This is a genomic window from Psychrobacter luti, from assembly GCF_014192115.1.
Classification (GTDB): domain Bacteria; phylum Pseudomonadota; class Gammaproteobacteria; order Pseudomonadales; family Moraxellaceae; genus Psychrobacter; species Psychrobacter luti.
In genome coordinates, this window is record NZ_JACHXL010000002.1 from 224,233 (window position 1) to 248,754 (window position 24,522).

Here is a 24,522-nt window from a genome sequence, read left to right on the forward strand (position 1 = left end):
AAGCTGCTAGCTTTAAGCAGAAAGTTATTATGTTTTGTCATAGAGAAAGGTGTTTATTCACTAAGGCTTGTTAAGAAAGACTTATTTATAACCTTTAAATTTACAAAACAGTTTCAGGTTTTTTAGCTTTATAAAAGTCAGATGCTCAACAATCATAACGCGTAAGTGTTTATTAAAACTTAAGTATTTACTGCAGCGATTCACAATCGGTGACGATGTACTCACGACAAAGTCGTCGCTCTCATGCTAATATTGAGCATGCCTATAAACGATAATAACTATAATACCCATAAAGGAAAAACCCTATGAGCCAAGCTTTCTCTTCTGCGCATCCTATGAATAATCAGTCAAAGAACGATTCAAACAACTATGCAAACGATTATGCAAATAACGAGCTAAATGCCAATACTACAGCTAATGACTTTAACCAAAACACTGCTATTAATGTTGATGCCAGTGAAGTGGAAAAATTCAATAACTTAGCAAGCGAGTGGTGGAATAAGACCGGTGCGTTTGCCACTTTGCATGAAATCAATCCGCTACGTCTTAACTGGATAGAAGAAAACGTCAAGCGCGGCTTTATGAGTGCTGATAGCGATAAAACGGCAGAGATGGGCTTAGCGGGTAAAAAAGTCCTTGATGTCGGTTGCGGTGGCGGTATTTTGTCAGAATCAATAGCACGTCGTGGCGCTGATGTCACCGGTATCGACCTCGGTACCGAAAACCTCAAAGCAGCGACCTTACATGCTGAGCAAAGCAACTTAAATGATATTTTGCGTTATCAGCATATTCCTATTGAGCATTTAGCTGCCACCCATGCCGGTCAGTTCGATATTGTGACCTGTATGGAGATGCTTGAGCATGTGCCAGACCCCACTGCTATCGTTGAGGCGTGCTTTGCGCTATTAGCGCCAGGCGGTGTTTGTGTGCTATCAACGATTAACCGCAATCCTAAATCGTACCTGTTTGCCATCGTTGGGGCAGAGTATGTATTGCGCCTGCTTGATCGCGGTACCCATGATTATGCCAAATTTATCACTCCAGCTGAGTTAGATAAAATGGCGATAACTGCAGGCTTTATCCGTCAAGACATCATTGGACTGCATTATAATCCGTTGACCAAGCGCTATTGGTTGGCACAAAACGTCGATGTGAATTATATGATGGCGGTACAAAAGCCACTGGCGTAAATTGTCTTTTATAAGCATTCCTATCTGACCACTTTTTAAATCAATGTTTTAAATTAATATTAAGAGCGCCTGTTATGAGCCAATTTGTAAAAGCTGTCTTGTTTGACCTTGATGGCACATTAATCGATACTGCCGCCGACTTCGTGCGCATTATTGGTAAAATGAGTAGTGAGAATGATTGGCAAGCGCCACCTGAAGCCGAAATTCGTGAGCAAGTCTCTGCCGGTGCCACGGCAATGGTACAGCTGATGCTGCGTCATAATGACCAGCTTGAGGTCAGTGAAGCTGAATTACTGGAGTTTCGTCAGCAGTTCTTAGACGACTATGAAGCGGAAATATGTGTCGATAGTTGTATTTTTAATGAGCTTGAAGAGGTGCTGCGCGTCTTAGAAGAAAAAAGCGTGCCATGGGGTATTGTTACCAATAAGCCGCGCTATCTCGCTGAGCAGTTATTAGAAAAAATGCAGTTAAATGAGCGCTGTTCGGTATTGGTGTGTCCAGATGATGTATCGCGCTCTAAACCCGATCCAGAGCCTATGTATGCGGCGCTAGAAAAACTTTCTATCCCGCGTGGTGCTGCTGAAAGTGTGATTTATGTTGGCGATCATATACGTGATATCGAAGCTGGCAAGGCTGCGGGTATGCCGACTATCTTAGCAGCTTATGGTTATATTCCACCAGAAGATCAAAAAAACCTTAAGAAATGGGGTGCAGATTATATTACTGAAACCCCTGCAGACTTGAATAAGTTATTGCTTTCTTCTGGCAAGTTTGATTATTTATAAAGCAAATAAGCCTTATAAAGCAAATAAACCATTTAACGAAATAGCTATTAAGCACCCTACCTATTAAATAATAAGCAGTGAGTAATGCCATGAGTGACAATACTAATAAGCCTACTAGCCAGCAAGAGATGCCATCAGCAGCGCAAACAACTGTGCCAGCTGTATCGCACGAAGATATTCGTAATTTTATACCGTCTGATGGCTGTTTAGATGGTAAAACTATCTTGGTAACGGGTGCCGGTGATGGTATCGGGCGTATCGCCGCCTTAACCTATGCGCGCTATGGTGCGACGGTATTATTGTTGGGGCGTACTAGCAGTAAGCTTGAATACGTTTATGATGAAATTGAGAGCTTTGGTGGCAAACAGCCTGCCATGCTACCGATGAATCTGGAAGGTGCAACCTATGCTGAGATGCAAAAGCTAGAAAATCTGATTGCTAAAGAAGTCGGTCAGCTCGATGGTATCTTGCATAATGCAGGCATGCTTGGGGCTTTGACGCCCCTTGAGATGTACGATGTCGATATGTTTGCCCAAGTAATGAAGGTCAACTTCACGTCCACCTTTATGCTCACGCAAGCGCTTCTGCCTTTACTTAAAGACGCACCGAATGGTTCTATCGTTTTTACATCTAGTAGTGTTGGCACGCATCCTCGCGCATTTTGGGGCGCATATGCACTCTCTAAGCAAGCGGTAGAAGGCATGAGCGATATCTTTACTCAAGAAACGCAGAATACCACTAACTTGCGCTTTAACTGTATCAATCCTGGCGGTACCCGTACCAATATGCGCGCGCATGCCTTTCCCGGTGAAAATCCAATGAGCCTCAAAACCCCTGAGGATATTATAGGCGGTTATGTGTTTTTTATGAGTGATGAGAGCATCGGTGTGCGCGGTCAAGTGGTTGAGCTACAACCAAAAGATTAATATTAATAAGCATCTGTAATCTTATTGCTCGGAATTCTTATAGCCATTGATAGTTTTTATAAAATTACTTATTTATTGAAATAAGTGATATGTAACCCCATCTATTTGTTATTAAAGACTTTTATAAATTATGATTTAAATATCGTTAATAAAAAATAGGATGGGATTATGGCAGGTGGCTGGTCAAGAGATGGGGCAGAGCATGAGCAAATGGATGCGACTGTCAATGACGCGTTAGAGCGAGCACGGCGTGCGCTGCCAACGGGTAAAAGCGCTGAGTTTTGTGATGAATGTGGCAATCCGATTCCAGAAGCGCGGCGCATTGCAGTACCGGGCGTGCAGCACTGCGTCGGCTGTCAGACGGAGCTTGAACAAGAAGCAAAGGCGACTGAATTATTTAACCGCCGCGGTAGTAAAGACAGTCAATTGCGCTAATAAAAAAATCCCCCATTATTTTAATAGTGGGGGATTTTTTTATTGGTTTTATCTTTATCAGTACTACTGAGTATTATCAATAACCTGTCTATCACTGCCGATAGATGGCTATGCAATCAATAACTATAGCATCATTGCCATCAGCTCAAGGTCATAGACCTCCCAATCTATCTTAACCGCTGTCGCATCTTCTTGCTCAATACTTGCTTGCAAAATAATCTCTAGTCGGCTATCTGCTTGTGCGCTCACTGTCTTTGTAGACAAGCTATCAGGAGTAAAATTGATTTGTAGCCAGCCATGAGAGGTATGCACAACGCCTTTGATACGTTGCCAATTTGGCAGCTTTAACAACCAATCCTGTAAATTATCGGCATCTAATACATATTCTGCTGGCAGTCGCCACCCTGCCAGTAGAATATCTTGCTGTTGCTCATGATAACGATAGGGCAGCTCTATACTTGTATCAGGCTTACTATCGCCATTGCTTTCAGGATTGTGTAAGGTATTAGCTGTTAAAGAATTACTCAGCGGCCTTAAGCCCACAACAGCTCTGTATGGCTCAGCGATATTGACTCTTTGCTGCTTTGAGATGACAAAACTGGGTTTAGAAAGCTGCGCACGTAATGCTGCAGAATAACCTGTGGATGTATCTATCTCATGAGTGGTTATTTGCTTATTAGATTCTGCCCAAATAGTAAAAACCTGTGCATTGAGCTTGGCTACCCACGCTTGAAGCGCTTGTTTTTCGTCAGTGCTTAATTGAGCATAGCGATTAATAACTAAGACATCGGCATCGCGGACATGAGCCTGAAAACCCTCATGAGTACGGTATTTTTCTTGTTGCCATTGTAGGGCGCTAAGCACTGTTATGACCGCTTGCATCTTTAAAGCCGTTTGCCAATGCGGCGCGCTAAGCTGTTGGATAAGCTCACGCGGATGGGCAAGCCCTGTTGGCTCGATAAGCAGACGCTTCGGATGATGGTCACTGAGCAGGCGACTCAGAGCGATTTGTAGTGGCAACTGACTGGTACAACAAATGCAGCCGCCGCTCACTTCACGAATGGCGATGTCATTTGTCGTATGGCTATCTCGTGAGCTGGCTAGTAGCGCGCCATCGATCCCGATATGACCAAACTCATTAATTAATAACGCCCAGCGTTCACCCGTTGGTTTGGTCGCAATTAATTGATTGATGAGTGTGGTTTTGCCAGAACCCAAAAACCCTGTCACCAAGGTGCAGGGTATGTTTTGAAGAATAATAGGTGGTTTCAATGTTGTGCCCGTGATATTAATAAGATTAGATATTAACCATCTGAGGTATAGTCAGTTCAAAATAAAAAGTACCGTAAAGATAGTATGGTGCTAGTATAAACTTTCCTCGCTTGCTGCGCGCTTTACACTCAAGAAGCTTTGAGAAGTTTATCCCAGCAATAACTATTTTTTAAATACAATCTACTGTATCAATAGCTGCAAGCAGCATTTATGAGTTTATAACGACTCACTTTTGGCTGCCTCGACTTCTGCTTCGTCCGGCACGAACACATAACCTACGCCCCAAACGGTTTGAATATAACGCGCTTGTGAAGGATTGTCTTCAATCAGACGGCGCAAACGTGATACTTGTACATCGATAGAACGCTCCATCGCGCCCCATTCACGACCACGGGCTAGATTCATCAATTTATCACGCGTCAACGGCTCACGGGGATGCTGAACCAAGGCTTTTAATACTGAAAATTCACCGGTCGTCAAAGTGACAACATTGCCGTCACGTTTAAGAGTACGGGTCGATAAATCAAGTGTCCATGGTCCAAACTCAACCACTTCAAGCTGATGGCTTGGCGCACCGGGTAGCTCACGATTCTGACGGCGCAGCACCGCTTTGATACGGGCCAATAGCTCTTTTGGATTAAAGGGCTTCGGCAAATAGTCATCAGCGCCGGCTTCAAGGCCAGCAATACGATCAGCATCGCCACCTTTGGCAGTAAGCATGATAATCGGAATATCACCATTGTCTTCACGCAAGCGCTTACAGATACTAATACCGTCTTCGCCTGGTAGCATCAAATCCAAAACCACCAATGAGAACAGCTCACGTTGCATCAATTTGTCCATCTGATTGCCATCATGAGCCGTACGGACGACAAAACCATCGTCTTCTAGAAAGCGTTGTAATAAAGAGCGCAAGCGTGCATCGTCATCAACGACCAAAATGCGCTGGTTTAAGGTGTCAGGGCTGTTGTTATCTGTCATACAGTCATCCTCTTATAAAAATTATTATTAGTAGCAGTTTTTAGTAAAAAACGTTTATAAAAATATCATTAAAAACGTGGGTAAAAATCTTGTTATTATTTAATGATCAATCCATTGATAAGTAAATCATGATAAGCAAATCATTAATTGTCATAAAAAAATATAGTCGTCGAAAAAACCTATAAAAATAAAGACTTTTGTTCAATATGGTAGTGCTTAGCCATATTTGTGCCTTTGATACTTTAGTGTATAAGATTGCAGGCGCAATTGCATCACTGATACGGATAAATGCTGTATGCGTTTGTTTAACAAGGCGTTAGAACGGACGATATCAGACGATTTTTGCCACAAAACAGGCGATAAATAACGAAAAGATAAAAAGGATTTTTATTCATGCAGCTTTTGCTATAATGCAAAACTACATTTCTCAACGATTGATACGTCTATGAGTAGCACTGATACCTTAACGCCATCTCAAACCTCGACAAATGCACAGGTTTTGGATGCAACCACACACGCGAATATTCACGACAAGCTTGCTCGCGCGCTTGGCATTAAGACTGCTCAAGTCAATGCGTTTGTCAAACTTTACGATGAAGGCGCGACCGTTCCGTTTATTGCGCGTTACCGTAAAGAAAAGACGCAGAATCTTGACGATGCGCAACTGCGAGCTTTAGAGAAGTCGCTCAATTATGAGCGCGATATGGCAACCCGTCGCCTCAAAATTACCGAGCTGCTGAGCACGCAGGGCAATTTGACTGACGAGCTGCAGACGCGTATTGATAATGCGACATCGAAGCTTGAGCTTGAAGACATCTACTTGCCATACCGTCCACGTCGCCGTTCACCAGCTGCAAAAGCACGCGCTGCTGGTCTTGATGTGGCAGCACAAGCGGTCTTAACGCAAGAGATTACGCCAATAGAAGCGCTCGCCGACTATAAAGCTCAATCGAGCATTACCGATGATAGCGGTAATGAGATTGAAGTTGATTTTAGCGATATCGACAAGCAATTGGCAGGCGTACAAGCCATCATCGTTGATGAGTGGACGCAAGCGTTGGACTTACTTGATAATCTGCGTAGTGGCTTTGCTAAAACGGCCAGTATCGTATCTGCTGTTGCTAGTGAAGAAAAACGCGAATTTGGCGAAAAATTCAAAGATTACTTTGAGCATAGTGAAAGCTTGGTGCGTTTACCAAATCATCGCCTATTAGCGATGCTGCGCGGTCGCCAAGAAAACGTCTTGGGTTTAAAAATCGAAGGCGAAGACGTTCCATTTATCGAAAAAATCGTCAAGCACTTTGAGATTGATGCCAAAGCGCCTGCAGAACGTCAAGAATTTTTGACAGAAGCGGCGACCAGTCTATGGAAAGAAAAATGGCGTCCACATATCGAGCATCGTTTATTGACAGAAAAGCGTCTGACCGCTGAAGCCGATGCAATTGATGTCTTTGCCAATAACTTACAGCATTTACTCATGTCAGCGCCTGCTGGCCGTAAAGTGATTTTAGGCGTTGATCCGGGTATTCGTCATGGCGTTAAAATGGCGATTGTCGATGCTCAAGGTCATGTCATGCTAGACAGCGAAGACAAGCCAGTTGTTGCAACCGTTTATCCGTTTGCCCCTGATAATAAGATGGACGAAGCCAAAAAAGTCATCGATGAATTATTAAGTACCTATAATGTCGATTTGGTGGCTATTGGTAATGGTACGGCGAGCCGCGAAACAGATACGATGATTAAAGAGATTTTGGCCGCCAATTCTGAGTTAAAAGCCAAAGCCGTTATCGTTAATGAATCAGGCGCTTCTGTTTATTCGGCAAGTGAGCTTGCCAGTGATGAACTGGCTAATTTAGATGTCTCTGTACGCGGTGCGGTTTCTATTGCCCGTCGCTTGCAAGATCCGCTATCAGAATTGGTTAAGGTAGATCCAAAAGCAATCGGCGTTGGTCAATATCAGCATGACGTCAATCAAACTCAATTAGCGGATAGTCTCGATAAAGTCACCCAAGACAGCGTAAACGCCGTTGGTGTTGATGTAAATACAGCAAGCCCTGCTATCTTAGCGCATATTGCTGGTTTAAATAAAAACGTCGCCCAGCAAATCGTCACCTATCGTAAAGAGCATGGCGCCTTTGATAGCCGTGAAGCACTAAAGAACGTGCCACGTTTAGGGGTGAAAACCTTTGAGCAAGCCGCAGGTTTCTTACGTGTGCATGGTGGTAGCAACCCACTTGATGCGACAGGCGTGCATCCAGAAAGCTATGCGTTGGTTGACAGCTTACTTGAGCAAACCGGTAAAACGTTGCCGGAAGTCATCGGTAATGATGGTGTACTAAATACTATCGATACCACTGCGCTTGCTGCTAACGATGACAATATCAGTGTCAAAGCTATCATCGAAGAGCTTGCCAAGCCTGCACGCGACCCACGTCCTGAGTTTAAAACCGCTAACTTCCGTGAAGATGTCAATAGCATTAAAGACTTGAGCGAAGGTATGCAGCTTGAAGGCGTCGTTACCAACGTCACAGCCTTTGGTTGTTTCGTTGATGTCGGTGTTCATCAAGATGGTCTGGTTCATATCTCACAGATGGCCAATGACTTCGTTGCTGACCCGATGAACCGCGTTAAGCCCGGTGATATCGTCTCAGTACGTGTGATTTCTATCGATGAAAAACGCGGCCGCATTGGCTTTAGTATGAAGCCTGAGTCTGAAAAATCAGTACGCCCAGCTGCGAAGTCGACTGCAGAAAGTACAGTCAATGAGGATAAAGCCAGTCGTCCACGCAGCAATCGTCCAGCTAGCAACCGTCCAGCGGTTGATAAGCGTGCGACAAAACCGCGTGGCAATCGTCAAGATAAAGACAACATCAATAACCGTAGCAAAGCGCCAAGAGCTGAGAAAGCAGAAGCACCTAGTAAAATGGGTACGCTTGGAGCATTATTACAAGAAGCTGGCGTGACCAAAGCTAAAAAGTAGTCTCTGTTTGAAGTAATGACCGTTTATTGTTATAAGGGTTTTTATTTAACGATAAACAACTAAAAAAGGCAGCCATTGATGGCTGCCTTTTTTATTGGGAATATATTGGAGGAATCCCCTTAAGAGTGGTTTAGCTTGTTGGTAATTGCTTTGTTAGTAATAGGTCAGTTAGTAATAAAGAGCTTTAAGGTCTTATCTACTCATACAAGCTTTTGAGCTATGATTTATAAATCTTCCGTTACTTCTACGTCTTCTTCTGTCTCTTCTTCTAATACAGCCTCTTCTTCTAGCATTTCATCTTGTGCTTGTGGCTGCAGCGCATCTTCTGGATTTTGCGTAGCAGCTTGTTGTAATGGCATAGCATCTTGCTCGGCTTGTAGCTCAGTCGTCATCGGCTGTTGGCCAGCATTATTATTGACACTGACTTTTGATTTTGAAATAACTTGGGTTTCGCTAATCTGAATTGGATTAGATTGATTGGCTACTGACTTACTACTGGTGTTTTCGCTTGCAGTCTCAAGTGTGGTTGCAGCGACCGCCGCTTGCTTCTCTGCTGCTGCTTTATCAGCAGGTGCTGCCATGGCCAAGCTTGGGAGAGTGAGGGCAGCGCCAATGAGTAGCGATAAAGATAAAGTATTTTTTTTCATGAATCAATTCCTTAATGTATATTCTTATCATGTCAGTTTAAAGCATTTCAAACTTGACGCTTATTTTGTGTGCTGTGTATAACAAAGATATAGGACAGCCGACTATCGATATTTATTTAATATTCTGAATCTATATATTTAATATAACTAACATTAAATCTATAGAAAAAATAAAATCATGATAATCGGTAAGCGATTATCATGATCGATTTGGATAAAGAGTTTTATAAGACAATCTAAAGCATTTATAAAAAACTAGAGAGGAGGATACCAATTAAACAAGCGTCGATTCAGTAGTACATAAATTAAAAGTCTAACAGATAGATTTTTATCAGTGACTTTGTGTAACTTCCGTGTGGATATTGTCAGATATAGAAGGAGCGTGACCTCTCTACTTTCTACTTTTCTATCTGAATTTTTATATCAATATTGCATTAAACAATCGCAAGAATATCCAGCTGCTTAATTTTTACTATCAATGATTTATTCAACAATTACGTATTTATCTGTATTTGGCTCAACAATACGTTGTTTATTATTATCCGGTACATGAATAACGGGGAAGGTCTGACTGATTTCAGTCTCTTCAAGTACTTCAGCATCCGCTTCTTGACCTACGATCACGGTACGATTGGCAGCGTCTTCAACCGCGATTGCTGTACCGTCAGCGGTATTAATACGCTTAATTTGGTCTTCTGGCGCAATAATGACTTCCTTCACACGGTATTTAGCGGGACGGATAACACGGTTGGTTGCTACAACGACCGGCTCTAGACTACGCTCTTCAGTAATAGCAACTTCGGCATCGAGTGCTGGCGCTTCTGTCTCTTTTGCGTCACTCATGATGGGCGTTGGGAATCTAGCACCAAAGTGGTTGTCGCACTGCTGCATGCTTAAACGCACGGGATTGCCCGCTTTATCCATATAAACGTTGACTGGCATATCAGCGGCAATAGGTACATATTTTCCAACCAACGCACCCGAGACACCATAGCGTCCGTCTGACTGTCCAACCCCTAAATCACAGGCACCCGCTGAATAATTACTAGCCGCTAAGCTGTTACTATCTACTACTGCTTTAGGAATCATGACCTCAGATAAGCGCATTTTTTTGACAGAAGATTCGCCCGTGCGCATTTTTGGTTTTTGATAAGTATAAGGGGTATAAAATTTAGCGGAGCCATCTTTGACGGCCATGACGCACTCATCATAGCTATCATAACCGACGTTACCATGATTATCGGTCGTCATGCCAGCATGGGCAGTGCTCGCAAACATCGCCACACCTGATGTTAAAACAGCGGCTGTTAATACATTCAATTTCATCTTTATTTCCTTTTATTTTATTGTTAATTTCGTTATTAATATCGATAAATTGATTTTTCTAAATAAAAAAATGCCATAACCTTTTTTATCCTACGTCAGTTATAGCAATATGGCTGTGACATTAAGCTAGGAATGTGTAGCTTAATGTATTAAAAAATCGAAAATGAGCAACATGGTTTACGAAGAAAGAACGTTGTTATTATTTATTAACATTTAACTAAAAAATCTCATTGGTGACCATGAGAGAAAATAATCCAAAAAATATAAGCAATAAAAAACCGCATCTTATTGCTAAGACGCGGTTATAACTATTTTAGTGAAAAATCACATTGCTTTGATTTTATATATCGGTGATTTTAGGACTCAACGACTTCAAAACTAATACCAGAATGCTTTTCTAAACGCTCTATTAAGCTATCGCCCATGGCTGAAGCGGGTGTCCAAAAACCACCGCCCACTTCTTCTTTGCTGATATCTTGCGCTAAGCACAACGCCGCTTGAGATAACATGCGTGAGGTGCTGCCATAACCAGGATCTCTGTCACCGGTAACTTTGGTATTTATGGTATCTTTATCGGCTGTTTGCCCAAATAGGCGAATATCAAAATAGCCATTTTCCTGCTCTTCTTTAGAAGGACCCGAGCCTGATTTAGGCAGTACGTGCTTAGATAAAAGCTCGCGGCTAGGCGTAATCATCATGGCAGTAGCAAAGCCTAATAAGCCTGCACTCAATGCATAGCTTGATAACTTACCTTTAAGACCATCTTTCATCCACATCGCTTCGTCATATTTGAAATCGCGACCATATTCATAGCCCAGCAGTTGGTTGCTGCGATGCACGATGCGAGTATTGATGCTTGCCATAACAAAGGGTGCTAACCAGCGTTTGTGCTTGTCATCATATTCTGGCTTACTGACATTAGCTTGGCGCACGTTTGGCGCATCTTTATCATCGTTCAGTAAATAAGGATTTGCTACTTGCTTACGGCGGGATTTATCTTGGCCGACTTCTTCAAAAATAGTCGCCATCGAGGCAATGGTACCACCAGATAAGCCACCTTTTGCCGCTTTGACGCGCATTTGGATAACATCACAAGCGCTGCCAAATTTCTTTTCTGCTTGCTGCTGGGTAAAATATACGCCCAAATCTGATGGGATAGAGTCAAAACCACATGAATTAACAATACGCGCGCCGCTTTGTTTTGCCACTTCCTGATACTTATCCATCATGTCTTTGATAAAGATAGCTTCACCCGTCAGATCGACATAATCGGTACCATTCTCTGCGCAAGATTTAATCAAAGGCTCGCCATATTTGAGGTAAGGACCGACGGTTGAGATAATAACTTGGGTTTGCTTGGTCATTTTATCGAGGCTAGCTGCATCGTCGCTGTTGGCAATGATAATATCGACTTTTCTAGCAAGTTTAGATTGCAGCTCATTGAGTTTTTCCTCATCACGACCGGCTATCGCCCACGTAACATTTGCGCCATTTTTGTCTTTAGTATTCGATAGGAATTCTGTTAGATAGTGCGCTGTAATCTGTCCAACAAAGCTGGTTGCTCCATATAGCACCACCGCATAAGGGCGTTTTTCGCTAAAGGTTGATTGCTTATTATTTGCTGCATTGCTAGGGTTTGAAGTATCCGTATTCATATTTATCTTCCTTATTAGGCTGTTGTTAAATGGTGTCTATTAAATGCTTATTATTAAATACTTGTTCTAAAAAAATATATGTAAGTAGTTTTGCTAAGTCACTTTCAATAAGCATCGGCTTGAAGTTAAAACCTGTAAAACAGCAAAAGTATGGCATTAAAAATTACTGCCAATTTTCTCATAAAAACAGGCGAGTTTACGTAATCGTTTACTGTCTCTGCACATAAGTCCTGAAAAGCCAAGTAAAAAATGCAGAATGGTAAGATTTGCTACAAAGTTTACATAACCTATCGACATTATTACCAAAATGAACGTTTTCTAGAGGCAATTATTGCTAATCTACATTCGTAAGCAGTTCAGTAATAAAACAAAAAGTAAAATATTGGATGATTAAGACCATCAAGGTAAGACGATTTAACTGATAAAGAGATTGTTGATTTTTATCAAACCGGTCTTAGTATCTCGTTTTTAAATCATTATTTGAGGAGAATATTATGTTTCGTTGGGCTATTATTTTTGCTGTAATCGCATTGATTGCAAGTTTCCTAGGATTTGGCGGTGTTGCTGGCCTATCTGCAAACTTTGCCTACATTCTACTAGCTATTGCTGTAATCTTATTCATTGTCGCATTTGTTAGTCGCCGTATGTAATAGAGAACAGTGACTGCTTAGATTTTAAGTATTCATATTCATAATAAGAAAAAGTCCTCAATAGAGGACTTTTTTTATGGTCGAAACTTAAATGCTTTCAAGTGCTGTGTTCGCTCTTGACGATATTGTTAAGAGCTAGATGCTAAAAGGTTTTAGGCTGGATGATATGCTCCATTCGTTTTGCCAAACGAACATCGTGGCTAGTAATACCGCCAGTATCACCAGTAGTCAGGCGAACTTCGACCACATTATAGGTATTACTCCATTCAGGATGATGCTCTAATGCTTCAGCATGAAAAGCTGCTTGATTCATAAAGCTCATGGCTTCAACAAAATCGCCAAAGTGGTAGGTTTTTACGATAGCATTACCATCGCGCTGCCAGCCTGGCAGTTCTTCTAACTGCAAATCAACTTGTTGATTAGATAAACTACTCATGGTGATATCCTTTATTATTATGGTGGGTGGAAAAATCACTATTAACGATAAAATAGTGTGGCGATTATGATGAGTTTCAGGCGCTTTTACTCATGTGATAAGCGCGTAGACTACAAAAACTTTGGGACAAAAAACCCACCTATTACCGATATCTTATTATTTATTTGGCTGCAAATAAATAATGAAAAACATCAGAAAAATAGGAGGGCTGTGAGGCGTCAATATTTAGAGTATATAGCTCTAGTATAGCGGTTGATAGTAAAAACTATCATTGTTATATAGCATAGCGCTAGAAACATAGTGCTAAAAACGCTCATAACTTACCTGGACTATAGCAGGTCCTGATATTCAGGGTGCTTATCAATATATGAAGCTACAAATGAGCATTGTGGTATGACTTTCTTATCATTATCACGTGCATAATTTAAGGCATGTTTGACTAGCGCTGAACCGATACCGCGACCGCCCAATTCTTGCGGAACAATAGTATGGTCGTAGACCAATTTATCATTACGCTCTTGATAGCTGATATAACCGGTATGACCATCGATTGAGGTCTCAAAACGCTTTGCTTGCTCGTCATGGGTGATATCTACTTGTTTGCTATTGTTATTACTCATAAAAGATCTCCGTTATTAGTATTTATAATTATTAGTAGCTATTGCTTTAACGCTTATTAATTTAATGATACTTATTAAACTGTGCTTATTAAACCTGCACCTGTTAATTTGTATGATTAAAGCTATTTTTCTATACAAGTTAGCTCTTATCATTAATAGTTTACTCTGCTTATTGTGGGCTTTTTTAAGCGAAGTTTCTAGTCATCAACCGTAAGACTAGATAGGGTAAATGTTAATAGATTTACTTTACCTTAAACATTTCTGCAAGGGTTTGTAATGAATGATGTTTTAATCATGGCTTTGGCATACATAGCTAATAAAATGGACCGCTATCAGCAAAAAGGCAGCAAAAAAAGTTAAAAGCTGTAAAACGACAGGTAAAACAGCCTGTTAGCTTGCAGGGTATGCGCCACAATGCGATAATGGCAGACAATTTATAACCCTGATTTTTGAGACGCAGTCCATTTGGCATTATTGCTGAGTATGGTTTGCAAACCTCGTCTATGCAGTCTATCGGAGTGTTAATGGCTCAATATATTTACACGATGAACAACGTGTCAAAACTTGTTCCACCTAAGCGTGAAATTTTAAAGAACATCAATCTGTCGTTTTTCCCTGGCGCCAAAATCGGTGTATTAGGTATCAACGGTTCAGGTAAATCAACATTGCTACGCATTATGGCGGGCGTGGATACTGAATTTAGTGGTGAAGCTCGTGCGCAAACTGGCACTAAAATTGGTTATTTACCACAGGAACCACAGCTTGATGATAGCAAAGACGTGCGTGGTAACGTCGAAGATGGTATGCGTGAAGCGTTAGATGCGCTTGCTCGTTTAGATGCCATTTACGCTGAATATGCTGAGCCTGATGCAGACTTTGATAAGCTTGCTGAAGAACAGGGCAAGATGGAAGACATCATCCAAGCGTGGGATGCGCATAACTTAAATACCCAGCTAGAAAAAGCGGCCGATGCCTTGCGTCTGCCACCATGGGATGCCGATGTTAGCAAACTATCAGGTGGTGAAAAGCGCCGTGTGGCACTATGCCGTTTGCTATTGTCACGCCCTGATATGCTGTTACTAGACGAACCAACCAACCATTTGGACGCCGAGTCCGTAGCATGGTTAGAGCAGTTCTTACAGAACTATAGCGGTACTATCGTTGCCATTACCCATGACCGTTATTTCTTGGATAATGTTGCTCAGTGGATTTTGGAGCTGGATCGTGGTCATGGCTATCCGTATGAAGGCAACTATACTGAGTGGCTCGAGCAGAAGAACACTCGTCTAGAGCAGCAGAATAAGCAAGAAGAATCGTTTGCTAAAGCCCTGAAAAAAGAGCTGGATTGGATTCGTAAAAACCAAAAAGGTCAGCAAGCTAAGTCTAAATCTCGTGTACAGCGTTTTGAAGAATTGAACTCACAAGAATTCCAAAAACGTAATGAGACCTCTGAGATTTATATTCCACCAGGTCCACGTCTAGGCAATAAAGTTATCGAAGTCAATGATATCTCCAAATCATTTGGCGATCGTTTGCTCTATAAAGATCTAAGCTTCAATGTGCCAGCAGGTGCTATCGTTGGTATTATTGGTCCAAATGGTGCGGGTAAAACCACACTATTTAACATGATTACCGAACGTGATACGCCAGATACTGGTTCAGTGGATTTGGGTGAAAGCGTCAAAGTTGCCTATGTTGGTCAGGTACGTGACAACTTGGACGATAGCAAAACTGTTTGGGAAGAGGTGTCTGACGGTCTTGATATCATCACGGTTGGCGACTATACCACCCCAAGCCGCGCATACATTGGGCGCTTTAACTTTAAAGGCTCAGACCAGCAAAAGCACGTCGGTCAATTATCAGGTGGTGAGCGTAACCGCTTACAATTAGCGAAAACCCTAAAGCAGGGCGCCAACGTCTTGCTACTTGATGAGCCATCAAACGATTTGGATATTGAAACCTTACGTGCGCTAGAGGATGCGATTCAAGTATTCCCAGGTACCGTCATGGTCGTATCGCATGATCGCTGGTTCCTTGACCGTATCGCAACCCATATCTTGGCATTTGAAGATGAAGGCCCAGTTTGGTTCGATGGTAACTATTCTGAGTTTGAAACCTATCGCAAAAAGACCATGGGTGATGACGCCAGTCCTAAGCGTATGAAGTATAAAAAAATTAGTACTTAGGACAGTTGTCTAACAGCTGATAAGAAATTGGCTGTTTAGAAATTTAAAATTGATAATAAAAAAGACCTCTAATTGATTAGAGGTCTTTTTTTTGTGCTACACAACTGAATTTAGATGGCTATAAATTAACGCTTACGACCAAATTTACGCTGCTTTTTATTGCTGATTTCGGTAATGGCGTGGGCAATCTCTTCTTCATTGAGACTGGCAACTTGCTGCAAAATTTGCATCATATCAGGGCTTAATACATATTTAGCGTGATGGGCAATATAGTCTATGCGCTGATCAAAGGTTAAGATGCCCGTCTCTTCATCCTTTTGCAAATAATCAAGACGAGTCAACGCACTGATAAAGCTGGTAAATAATGCACGGTCAAAGAAGTCAGGAATATCATCGGCATAGAGTACTGATAGACGCTGTCCAAGCAGATGACAGAGGTCAACGACTTCGTTTTCGGTCAGATTGCCTGAGCCTTGCTGAGCGAGTAGAGCAAGCGTCATAAAGTAACGCTCAAGACTTTGTTCAACCGGTGTGGCAAGCACTTGTAGCTGCTGGTAGCATCTGCTATTGGCTTCAGGAACACTTAGCATGCCATCACTCAATTCTACAATTAGGCCGTTCGCCAGCAGGCTATCTACTTTTTTGTTGAGCGTTTCTGTCAAACCATGAGCTGGATAGTATAGGAACAGCTCACTTTGAAGGAACGGATATAATTGTTCAGCAATGCTATTTAGACGACTGCGTTCAATGCGACCATTACGTGCGACTAATGCTGCGAGGAATGATAATAAAATAAAGACATGCAGGATATTGTTACGGAAATAACTAAGCAAAGCCGCCTGCTTGCCTGCAATCTGAATAATGTCACCCAAGATATGCGGTCTACGCTCGATAAGCTTCAGCTTAATACCATAATCAATAATTTGCTGCGGCGACATGTCGGTGACGACTGTATCACTTGAATACGGCAGCTGTTGAGCCAAACCTTGATAAAGAGCAATTTGCTCGCGGCAAACATCTTCATCAAGCGCCGATTTTGGTGCGGATAATAATACCAACGACAATAGCGATACAGGGGTGATGACCGCTGCCTTATTGATATGCTGCATGACTTTTACGCCGATATTATCAACCATGGCGCTGGCTTTATCATCGAGTGGGGTATCGGTACGATCAGCAGGTAGACTATTTTCTGGTACATCAAATTTGGTCATAAAATCGGTTAAATGTAGCGGTGTACCAAAACTTAGGTGTACATTGCCAAAGATACGCTCAATCTTGCGACCGACTTTAAGCAGCCCAAGTAATGACTCAGACTCTTTAGGCTTACCTTTTAGCTCACCGACATAGGTGCCGCCTTCCATAATGCGCTCGTAACCAATATAAGTCGGTATAAATACCACTGGCTTCTCAGAGTGACGCAGTTGGCTATGGACAGTCATCGCTAGCATACCCATTTTTGGCGGTAATAGGCGTCCTGACCGCGAGCGACCGCCTTCGATGAAGTATTCAATCGGGGTATTGCGGGTAATAAGTGTATGCATATACTCACGTAAGACAGCAGTATAAAGTGCATTACCACGGAAACTACGACGTATATAAAAAGCCACTGCGCCGCGTAATATTGGACCTAAAACTGGCACATCTAGGTTGTCACCCGCGGCGACATAAGGAATACTTAAGCCACGTTTATAGATGACATAAGACAGTAATAAATAATCGACATGACTACGATGACAAGGTACATATACCAGCTCATAATCTGCTGCAAGTTCACGTACGCGCTCGAAGTGATGGACTTCAACACCATCATACAATTGCGTCCATAACCACGTTAAAAATTTATAGAAACCGCGGATAATGGCATGTGAGTAATCATTGACCATCTCATTAGCGTAACTCTTTGCGAGTAGTCGCGACTCACGAGGGCTAGTACCGGTTGCCGCCGCTTCTGCCTCTATGGCATGTTTGATAGCTGGCGAATACACCAACTTATCTACTAAGTTGCGTCTATCTGACAAATCAGGGCCAAGCATACTGGCGCGCTGTTTGTCTAAATAAATATTAAGCTGCTGCTGCAAGGAGCGCACAAGCTCACGATTGCCATCAGCTGCTGCTACCATGGCATAGCTTGGTGCTTCATCGACTTCATTTGTGATACTGTTGCTATTCTTTGCATCATTCTTATTTAGAGGACTATCTGTTAATTCGCTATCTTCTAAAGCACTTTCTTTTAATAAAGCGTCTTGTGCAAGATTGTCTTTTAAATTGCTGGCTACTGTATCAAAGACAGAAGATTCTTCGCCATCACCCTTAAGGCTGTCATTAATAAGCGTACGCAAATCTTGCGGTGGATGGAATTGGACAAAGGTATCGCGTCCCATCACGCCTATATTAAATAACTGCTTGGTGATACTTGGGTCTTGCCAGTTATCGGCGGTCAAAAGCTTAAATAACGAGTCTTCTTTTTCTGGCGCGCGTCCCCACAGGATGGAGACTGGCACCAAGCGTACCTTTAATTCTGGATACTGCAAAATGGCAGAGACCAAGCGCGATAGGCGAGGTGACAGCTGACTGTCTTTGGCATGCGGATGATGTAAAAATATAATCGCTGCGTTTTCTTTAATATCGTGGGCAATATCTTGTACCCCGACCAAGGCAGGTGGCAGATTATGCTCTTGTGTTTGCAAGTCAATCAAAATACTGTTGGAGCGCGAATAGTCTTGCAGCACATAAAATCTGAGGATGTTGTCGTCGTCATCAAACTCAGGCAATTCGCCCAATAGCTTTGGCTTCACAGCAACATCAAGCATCTGCCCCGAGAGTTTGCGATACAGCTGATTAATCGGTGCATTAGAATAAGGTTTTGGCACGACTGGGCTAATATCGGCGTCTAAGTTTTTAGGATATGCCGCATCGTCAGTGGTTACTGGTGCTTTAAAAATCCGTTTTTTTAAGAACTTCGGTATCATAATGAGTATCAAAATTAGTCAAATGTGTTGTGCTTATGATGCCATAAAAGCCATCAAAGCGATATATGGTGTCTGTATATACTGTTAATATTAACAATACCACGAGAGAATATATCAGCTAAGATGGCTTTTAAGAGGCGCAATTATTTGAAGTAATAGATAGAAATATCAGCCATTTCGCGCAATACTGTATCTGATAAACTATAGATGGGATTAAACCAGATATTGTTGTTCAAATCGTTTTAAAATTTATTCTCTAACCTTTTTTTATCTAAGCTAAAACATTATGACTCCTGCTATCAAACTTGCCAAACAACGTAACCTTGATTATAAATTACATGAATATACTCACGATAGTAATGCTGCATCCTTTGGTTTGGAAGCCGCTGAAAAACTGGCCATTGTTGCCGAGCGTGTGTTTAAAACCTTGGTGGTCACAACTGATACTGGTGTTCTAGCAGTGGCTATTTTGCCCGTGGATAAAACCTTAAATTTCAAAAAAATGGCCAAGGCGCTATCTGTTAATAAAATGCTATCCTGCAAAAAAGTACAAATGGCCGACCCCAAGCAAGTCGAACGGACTACCGGCTATGTGCTCGGCGGTGTCAGCCCTTTAGGTCAAAAAAAGCGCTTAGCGACTCTCATTGATGCTTCCGCGCAAGAGCAAAGCACTATCTATGTCAGTGGCGGTCGCCGAGGTTTGGAGATTGAACTGCCGCCTGAGCAATTGGCAACCACCCTGGCGGCACGCTTTGCAGATATTGTTGACGATTAATTTTTAGCAGACTTTGCTACTTTTTTAAGGATTTTACCTATGCCGCATTTAACCATTCAAGTAACGCCGAATGTCACGATTGCACATGAAGCGTCATTTCTTAAAGCATTAAACCAAGTATTATGGGACAGTGGGCATTTTGCTAAGCCAACTGATATTAAAGCCCGTATCGTACCGATTGAGACGTTCTTAATGGGTATTGCAGACGATGAGCAAACCCATGGCTTTATTTATGCGCATTTAAAAATAATGAGTGGCCGTGACGAGGTCATACGTCATCAGCTCGCTGAGTTATTAACGGCTGCCATAGAAGAGATATTAGATGCCGAGCAATCAGGGCGCGTAGGCGTACAAATCTGTGTTGAGGTGGAAGAAATCAGCGCGATTTATCATAAGAAGATGCTTGCGGACTAATAAGTGCTTATGAGTTATTACGAGTATTTTGATAAAATTATAAATACTCGCATAAGGATTCACTGGCATATTTGGGTAATATCATCACCTCAACCTTATAACCCGCCGTTTTACCTTGAGTGGCCATTAAATTGCGCGCGATACGTAAGCGATACTCTCCAGTTGCTGGTAAACAGCCTTGATAAATGATACCGCCTTTGGTGCCATCTTGCGTACCGTTTGGCATATGCAATACGCCGACATTAGCCGTCTCGGGCGTACCAGCAAGTGGCGCAATATTAATAATGGCATATTGCCAACTGCTCGCATCAAAGCGATACCAATGTTCGTTCTCATTGGGTTTTAATTTACCAGTTACCGTGCTACTGATAGTACCTTTCGCAAAATGAATAGGGGTATCGCTACTTTTAGCCAACGCAATATTTGCGCCAATGCTTATTAATGTGGCACTAAGCAATAGCGTTTTTATCACTCGTGTACTTGATAAAGTAGTTTTGTTATTAATGGCAAACATCATCGTCTCCTAACTGAGTCTATTATTTATTTTCTGACTTTTAGTTAAGCATAAAAAAGCGCCTAAATAATAGGCGCTTTTCTTATCAGTTATTAACTAACTAATTAATCAGTCAATTAATGCGTTTGCAATCTTAGTCATAATCTTAATCTAAGAACGCAAAGTTCTCAATCTTCATTGCAGTCATGCTCTCGCTTGGTGCAACCATGGCTTCAGCGTGACCTGAAGTACGTGGCAACAGTTTATCGAAATAGAACTCAGCAGTTTGGATTTTGGCTTTGTAGAATTCTGGAGATTCAGTACCGCCGTTTTTAAGCTTGTCATAAGCGACAGCCGCCATACGCGCCCAGTGATAACCCATCATCACATAGCCTGAGTACATTAGGAAATCGTCTGATGCAGCTGAGATGATTTCACGGTCTTTACGTGCCATCAGCATCAAGCGTACCGTCAAAGTATTCCATTCAGCACACAGTTTGGTCAGTGCCCAAACAAATTTGCGCATGTCTTTATCAAGTGCATATTCGCCACACCATTTCATGATGCTTGAGGTGTAATCACGAATGATTTTACCTTTAGACTGCAAGATAACCTTACGACCTAGCAAATCAAGCGCTTGAACGCCAGTGGTGCCTTCGTACATAGTGGCAATACGAGCATCACGAGCGATAAGCTCCATACCCCATTCTTTGATATAGCCGTGACCACCGTAGATTTGCTGACCGTGTTTGGCCGCTTCAATACCAAGCTCAGTTAAGAAGCCTTTTAGGATAGGCGTATAGAAGCCTAATTTATCATCCCATTTTTCAAACTCAGCATCATCACCGTTGGCAACGCCCTGTGACATTTTATCGGCATAGCGTGCTGAGTGATAAATCATCGAGCGACCGCCTTCAGCAAAGGCTTTTTGGGTCAATAGCATACGACGAACGTCAGCATGATGAATGATGGCATCAGCAACTTTCTCAGGATCTTTCGTGCCTGATAAGGTACGCATAGAGCGACGGTCTTTCGCATAAGGTAGGGCGTTTTGGAAAGACAGTTCAGTGTGCGCCAAACCTTGGATACCAGTACCGATACGAGCCGTGTTCATAAAGGTGAACATGGCTTTTAGACCTTTGTTTGGCTCACCGATTAAGTAACCAACCGCGTCATCAAAGTTTAAGACACAAGTTGACGATGAGTTGATGCCCATTTTGTGTTCAATAGAACCACAACCTACGCCATTACGCTCGCCTGATTCGCCTTCAGCAGTTGGCAAGAATTTTGGTACGATAAATAATGAGATGCCACGCGTGCCTTCTGGTGCATTTGGTAGACGGGCTAAAACGATATGTACGATGTTGTCCGTTAAGTCATGCTCACCGCTTGAGATGAAAATCTTAGTACCGCTAATTTTATAAGTACCGTCATCTTGCGGGATGGCTTTTGATTTAACTTGTCCTAAATCGGTACCACACTGAGGCTCAGTCAAACACATGGTACCTGCCCAAGTGCCTTCGACCAATTTAGGTAAGTAAGTCGCTTTTTGCTCGTCTGTACCATACTGTAATAAAGTATTGATACAACCCGTTGATAGACCAGGATACATAGCCCATGGCCAGTTAGCCGTACCAATCATCTCAGCTTTAATAAGGTTAATTGACATCGGTAAGTTCATACCGCCGTACTCTTCAGGGTACGAGATTCCTTGCCAGCCACCTTCAACAAACTGATCATAAGCTTCTTTAAAGCCTTTTGGCGTTGTAACCACACCATTTTCAAAATGACAGCCTTCTTCATCTGCTGGTTGATAAAGTGGGGCAAGGACGTTTTCGGCAAAATCAGCCATACCTTGCAAAATCATATCAACCGTTTCAGGGTCAGCGTTTTCGCCATTGTCCAAATCTTTATAATGCGTTTGGAAGTCGAAAACATCATTTATCAAAAACTTGATATCACGCAAAGGTGCTTTGTAAGTTAACATAGTCGCTCTCTTTGGTTATTCGCTATCATAGACGGTCAGCTCAGAATGTGAGCCAAGGCTTATGTAAACGGTTGTTCAATTATTTGGGGTAAAGGTTGACAAGATTATATATTGTCATTCAATTTTATTAAGAACAGCTTATCCATTTAGATAACCGTTAAGGCGTCCTTGATAAAAATCAGCTGTTGTGGCATTGATGTCAGTATAAATCTTCTATAGCGACAAATATACAACTAATAACTAATATTCATTATTGGATAATAAAAACAAAACATTTTGTTATAACTATTAAATTAAGTATTGAGTATGTTAGCCATTGAAATTTAATCTGTGACCGTATATTACCGCTATCTGTAGTGACTATATAGTAGTGACTAAGTAGCTAATGAATGCATAGCTATTCCATGAATTTAACGGCGTAGGCTTAGTAAATTATTAATAGCGTGGTTGCAGTCTCAGTCTAATTATCAATAGCAGAGTAGGGTCTTAGTAATAGCCAAGCAGTAGCAAAAACATTTAAGAATATGATTTACGTGAATTAATAAGATGAATGATAAATAAAGGAAAGCCAATTATGAGCGCATCAAAGCGCGAGGTAACGCGAGCATCTTGGCTAACGGCATTATTTGCTCGCCTAAAAAGTCTCATCGACGGTGAGCTCAATCACTTACTCACCGTCAACCGCAGTAAGCGACCTTGGCATATGCCGATTATCGCCGCGATAGCCATTAGCTTCCCCGTGTTTGTAGGTGCTTACTTTGACGCCCTACCGTCCGGTATCAAGGCGTCTTTGGGGGCGATGGTTATTCTAAACACCCCGTTAGTGGGTAAGCTGCCGTATCGCTTGGTGACGGTAATGGCGTGGGGCTTTGCCATGTCGCTGTGCTTTGCCCTTGGTTTGATAGCGCAGCAAATCCCAATATTAAAATTGCCGATATTTACCTTGATGTCCTTTGGTATTGTGATTTTTGGGCGTTATTATCGCCAGCCACCGCCGGCAGGATTGTTTGTGCTGATGGCGGGTGCGATTGCGCTATTTATACCGCTACCTTTAGAAGACATCATGCCCGCCACGGGACTGGTGATGCTCGGTAGTGGTTTTGCCTTAGTGATGTCGCTGCTATATTCGCTGTTTTTATTGGCAACGCGTCCGGCGACCCCAACACCCACCTATCGTTATGAGCCCGATACCATTACTGAAAGTATTATTGTCGCCGGTTTTGTCAGCTTAGCGTTACTTATCGCTATCACGCTACAATTATCTAATCCGTATTGGGCGGCGGTTAGCTGCTTTTTGATTATTCAAGGTATTCATCTGCGTACCATGTGGATTAAGCAAATTCATCGTTTGCTTGGCACCTTATTAGGCGTGGGACTGGCAAGCTGGATGCTCTCATGGGGTTTGTCGATATGGGGTGTGGCGCTAGCGATATTGGGCATGATGCTCTGTATCGAAACCTTGGTTGACCGTCATTATGGCTTAGCAGTGATATTTATCACTCCGCTGACGATATTTATCGCTGAATATGGCAGTGGTTTACCCTTTACTGAACAAGCCTATCAAGAAGTCATTTTGGCGCGTTTGTTTGATACCATTATTGGTTGCTTAGTCGGTCTAAGCGGCGGAGTAGTGATACATTCTACCAATTTACGGGTGCCAATGCGCCGGATGGAAAATTGGTTATTGGCGCGTTTTGGATAGCTCACGTATTTTAGAAAGAGTAGATAATTAGAAAAGCCGTATGAGCAAGATTCATACGGCTTTTTTAATCGTCACTTTAATGCTTTTGTT

20 protein-coding genes are annotated in these 24,522 nt (G+C 42.2%); 10 read left to right on the top strand and 10 right to left on the bottom strand.

Annotation, left to right across the window (positions count from 1 at the left end; genetic code table 11):
- The first annotated feature begins 305 nt into the window (after positions 1 to 305).
- From ubiG to FHS24_RS05355, 4 genes are all read left to right on the top strand, one after another.
- Entirely contained in the window at positions 306 to 1,190 is an 885-nt protein-coding gene (gene ubiG / locus FHS24_RS05340; RefSeq protein WP_183619494.1) for a bifunctional 2-polyprenyl-6-hydroxyphenol methylase/3-demethylubiquinol 3-O-methyltransferase UbiG, read from the top strand.
- 74 nt (positions 1,191 to 1,264) lie between these two features.
- The gene (locus tag FHS24_RS05345) at positions 1,265 to 1,975 is read left to right on the top strand and encodes an HAD family hydrolase (RefSeq protein WP_183619496.1); all 711 of its coding nucleotides are present in this window, start codon (positions 1,265 to 1,267) and stop codon (positions 1,973 to 1,975) included.
- A gap of 128 nt (positions 1,976 to 2,103) precedes the next feature.
- Positions 2,104 to 2,901: a YciK family oxidoreductase gene (locus FHS24_RS05350; protein WP_183620059.1), complete on the top strand. Its 798-nt coding sequence runs from the start codon at positions 2,104 to 2,106 to the stop codon at positions 2,899 to 2,901.
- A gap of 168 nt (positions 2,902 to 3,069) precedes the next feature.
- A complete protein-coding gene (locus FHS24_RS05355; RefSeq protein ID WP_183619498.1) occupies positions 3,070 to 3,336 on the top strand; it encodes a DksA/TraR family C4-type zinc finger protein in 267 nt (88 codons plus the stop codon).
- 123 nt (positions 3,337 to 3,459) lie between these two features.
- Here FHS24_RS05355 and FHS24_RS05360 read toward each other — a convergent pair whose 3' ends face one another.
- Entirely contained in the window at positions 3,460 to 4,641 is a 1,182-nt protein-coding gene (locus tag FHS24_RS05360; RefSeq protein ID WP_183620061.1) for a CobW family GTP-binding protein, read from the bottom strand.
- Between the two features lie 183 nt (positions 4,642 to 4,824).
- A complete protein-coding gene (ompR, locus tag FHS24_RS05365; RefSeq protein WP_183619505.1) occupies positions 4,825 to 5,589 on the bottom strand; it encodes an osmolarity response regulator transcription factor OmpR in 765 nt (254 codons plus the stop codon).
- A 445-nt stretch (positions 5,590 to 6,034) separates the two neighbouring features.
- Between ompR and FHS24_RS05370 the strand changes: the two genes are divergently transcribed.
- Positions 6,035 to 8,569: a Tex family protein gene (locus FHS24_RS05370; RefSeq protein ID WP_183619508.1), complete on the top strand. Its 2,535-nt coding sequence runs from the start codon at positions 6,035 to 6,037 to the stop codon at positions 8,567 to 8,569.
- 224 nt (positions 8,570 to 8,793) lie between these two features.
- Here the strand turns inward: FHS24_RS05370 and FHS24_RS05375 are convergent, their stop codons facing one another.
- The 3 genes from FHS24_RS05375 to FHS24_RS05385 all read right to left on the bottom strand — a co-directional run bounded on the left by FHS24_RS05375 (position 8,794) and on the right by FHS24_RS05385 (position 12,197).
- A complete protein-coding gene (locus FHS24_RS05375; protein ID WP_183619509.1) occupies positions 8,794 to 9,216 on the bottom strand; it encodes a hypothetical protein in 423 nt (140 codons plus the stop codon).
- Positions 9,217 to 9,699: 483 nt separating this feature from the next.
- Positions 9,700 to 10,542: a hypothetical protein gene (locus tag FHS24_RS05380; protein WP_183619511.1), complete on the bottom strand. Its 843-nt coding sequence runs from the start codon at positions 10,540 to 10,542 to the stop codon at positions 9,700 to 9,702.
- A gap of 356 nt (positions 10,543 to 10,898) precedes the next feature.
- Complete coding sequence (locus FHS24_RS05385; RefSeq protein WP_183619513.1) at positions 10,899 to 12,197, bottom strand: saccharopine dehydrogenase family protein; 1,299 nt, start codon at positions 12,195 to 12,197, stop codon at positions 10,899 to 10,901.
- A gap of 494 nt (positions 12,198 to 12,691) precedes the next feature.
- Between FHS24_RS05385 and FHS24_RS05390 the strand changes: the two genes are divergently transcribed.
- Entirely contained in the window at positions 12,692 to 12,847 is a 156-nt protein-coding gene (locus FHS24_RS05390; protein ID WP_068407724.1) for a DUF1328 domain-containing protein, read from the top strand.
- Between the two features lie 142 nt (positions 12,848 to 12,989).
- Here FHS24_RS05390 and FHS24_RS05395 read toward each other — a convergent pair whose 3' ends face one another.
- Both FHS24_RS05395 and FHS24_RS05400 read right to left on the bottom strand, forming a co-directional pair.
- A complete protein-coding gene (locus FHS24_RS05395; RefSeq protein WP_183619515.1) occupies positions 12,990 to 13,283 on the bottom strand; it encodes a 4a-hydroxytetrahydrobiopterin dehydratase in 294 nt (97 codons plus the stop codon).
- 329 nt (positions 13,284 to 13,612) lie between these two features.
- On the bottom strand, positions 13,613 to 13,903 hold the full coding sequence (locus tag FHS24_RS05400; RefSeq protein ID WP_183619517.1) for a GNAT family N-acetyltransferase: 291 nt from the start codon (positions 13,901 to 13,903) through the stop codon (positions 13,613 to 13,615).
- A 524-nt stretch (positions 13,904 to 14,427) separates the two neighbouring features.
- Between FHS24_RS05400 and ettA the strand changes: the two genes are divergently transcribed.
- Positions 14,428 to 16,089, top strand: coding sequence for an energy-dependent translational throttle protein EttA (gene ettA / locus FHS24_RS05405; RefSeq protein ID WP_183619519.1), 1,662 nt, complete (start codon positions 14,428 to 14,430; stop codon positions 16,087 to 16,089).
- A 125-nt stretch (positions 16,090 to 16,214) separates the two neighbouring features.
- On the opposite strand, the gene plsB is transcribed toward ettA, so the two are convergent.
- The gene (plsB, locus tag FHS24_RS05410; RefSeq protein WP_183619528.1) at positions 16,215 to 19,061 is read right to left on the bottom strand and encodes a glycerol-3-phosphate 1-O-acyltransferase PlsB; all 2,847 of its coding nucleotides are present in this window, start codon (positions 19,059 to 19,061) and stop codon (positions 16,215 to 16,217) included.
- A 286-nt stretch (positions 19,062 to 19,347) separates the two neighbouring features.
- Here plsB and ybaK point away from each other — a divergent pair, with 286 nt between their 5' ends.
- Both ybaK and FHS24_RS05420 read left to right on the top strand, forming a co-directional pair.
- Positions 19,348 to 19,836 (top strand): Cys-tRNA(Pro) deacylase, encoded by a 489-nt coding sequence (gene ybaK, locus FHS24_RS05415; protein WP_183619534.1) that lies wholly within the window; start codon positions 19,348 to 19,350, stop codon positions 19,834 to 19,836.
- A 39-nt stretch (positions 19,837 to 19,875) separates the two neighbouring features.
- Positions 19,876 to 20,250: a 5-carboxymethyl-2-hydroxymuconate Delta-isomerase gene (locus FHS24_RS05420; protein WP_183619535.1), complete on the top strand. Its 375-nt coding sequence runs from the start codon at positions 19,876 to 19,878 to the stop codon at positions 20,248 to 20,250.
- Positions 20,251 to 20,287: 37 nt separating this feature from the next.
- On the opposite strand, the gene FHS24_RS05425 is transcribed toward FHS24_RS05420, so the two are convergent.
- Both FHS24_RS05425 and FHS24_RS05430 read right to left on the bottom strand, forming a co-directional pair.
- Positions 20,288 to 20,764 (bottom strand): hypothetical protein, encoded by a 477-nt coding sequence (locus tag FHS24_RS05425; RefSeq protein WP_183619536.1) that lies wholly within the window; start codon positions 20,762 to 20,764, stop codon positions 20,288 to 20,290.
- A gap of 145 nt (positions 20,765 to 20,909) precedes the next feature.
- Complete coding sequence (locus tag FHS24_RS05430; RefSeq protein WP_183619538.1) at positions 20,910 to 22,730, bottom strand: acyl-CoA dehydrogenase C-terminal domain-containing protein; 1,821 nt, start codon at positions 22,728 to 22,730, stop codon at positions 20,910 to 20,912.
- A 574-nt stretch (positions 22,731 to 23,304) separates the two neighbouring features.
- Between FHS24_RS05430 and FHS24_RS05435 the strand changes: the two genes are divergently transcribed.
- Positions 23,305 to 24,432 (top strand): FUSC family protein, encoded by a 1,128-nt coding sequence (locus FHS24_RS05435; RefSeq protein WP_183619539.1) that lies wholly within the window; start codon positions 23,305 to 23,307, stop codon positions 24,430 to 24,432.
- The last annotated feature ends 90 nt before the right edge of the window (positions 24,433 to 24,522 follow it).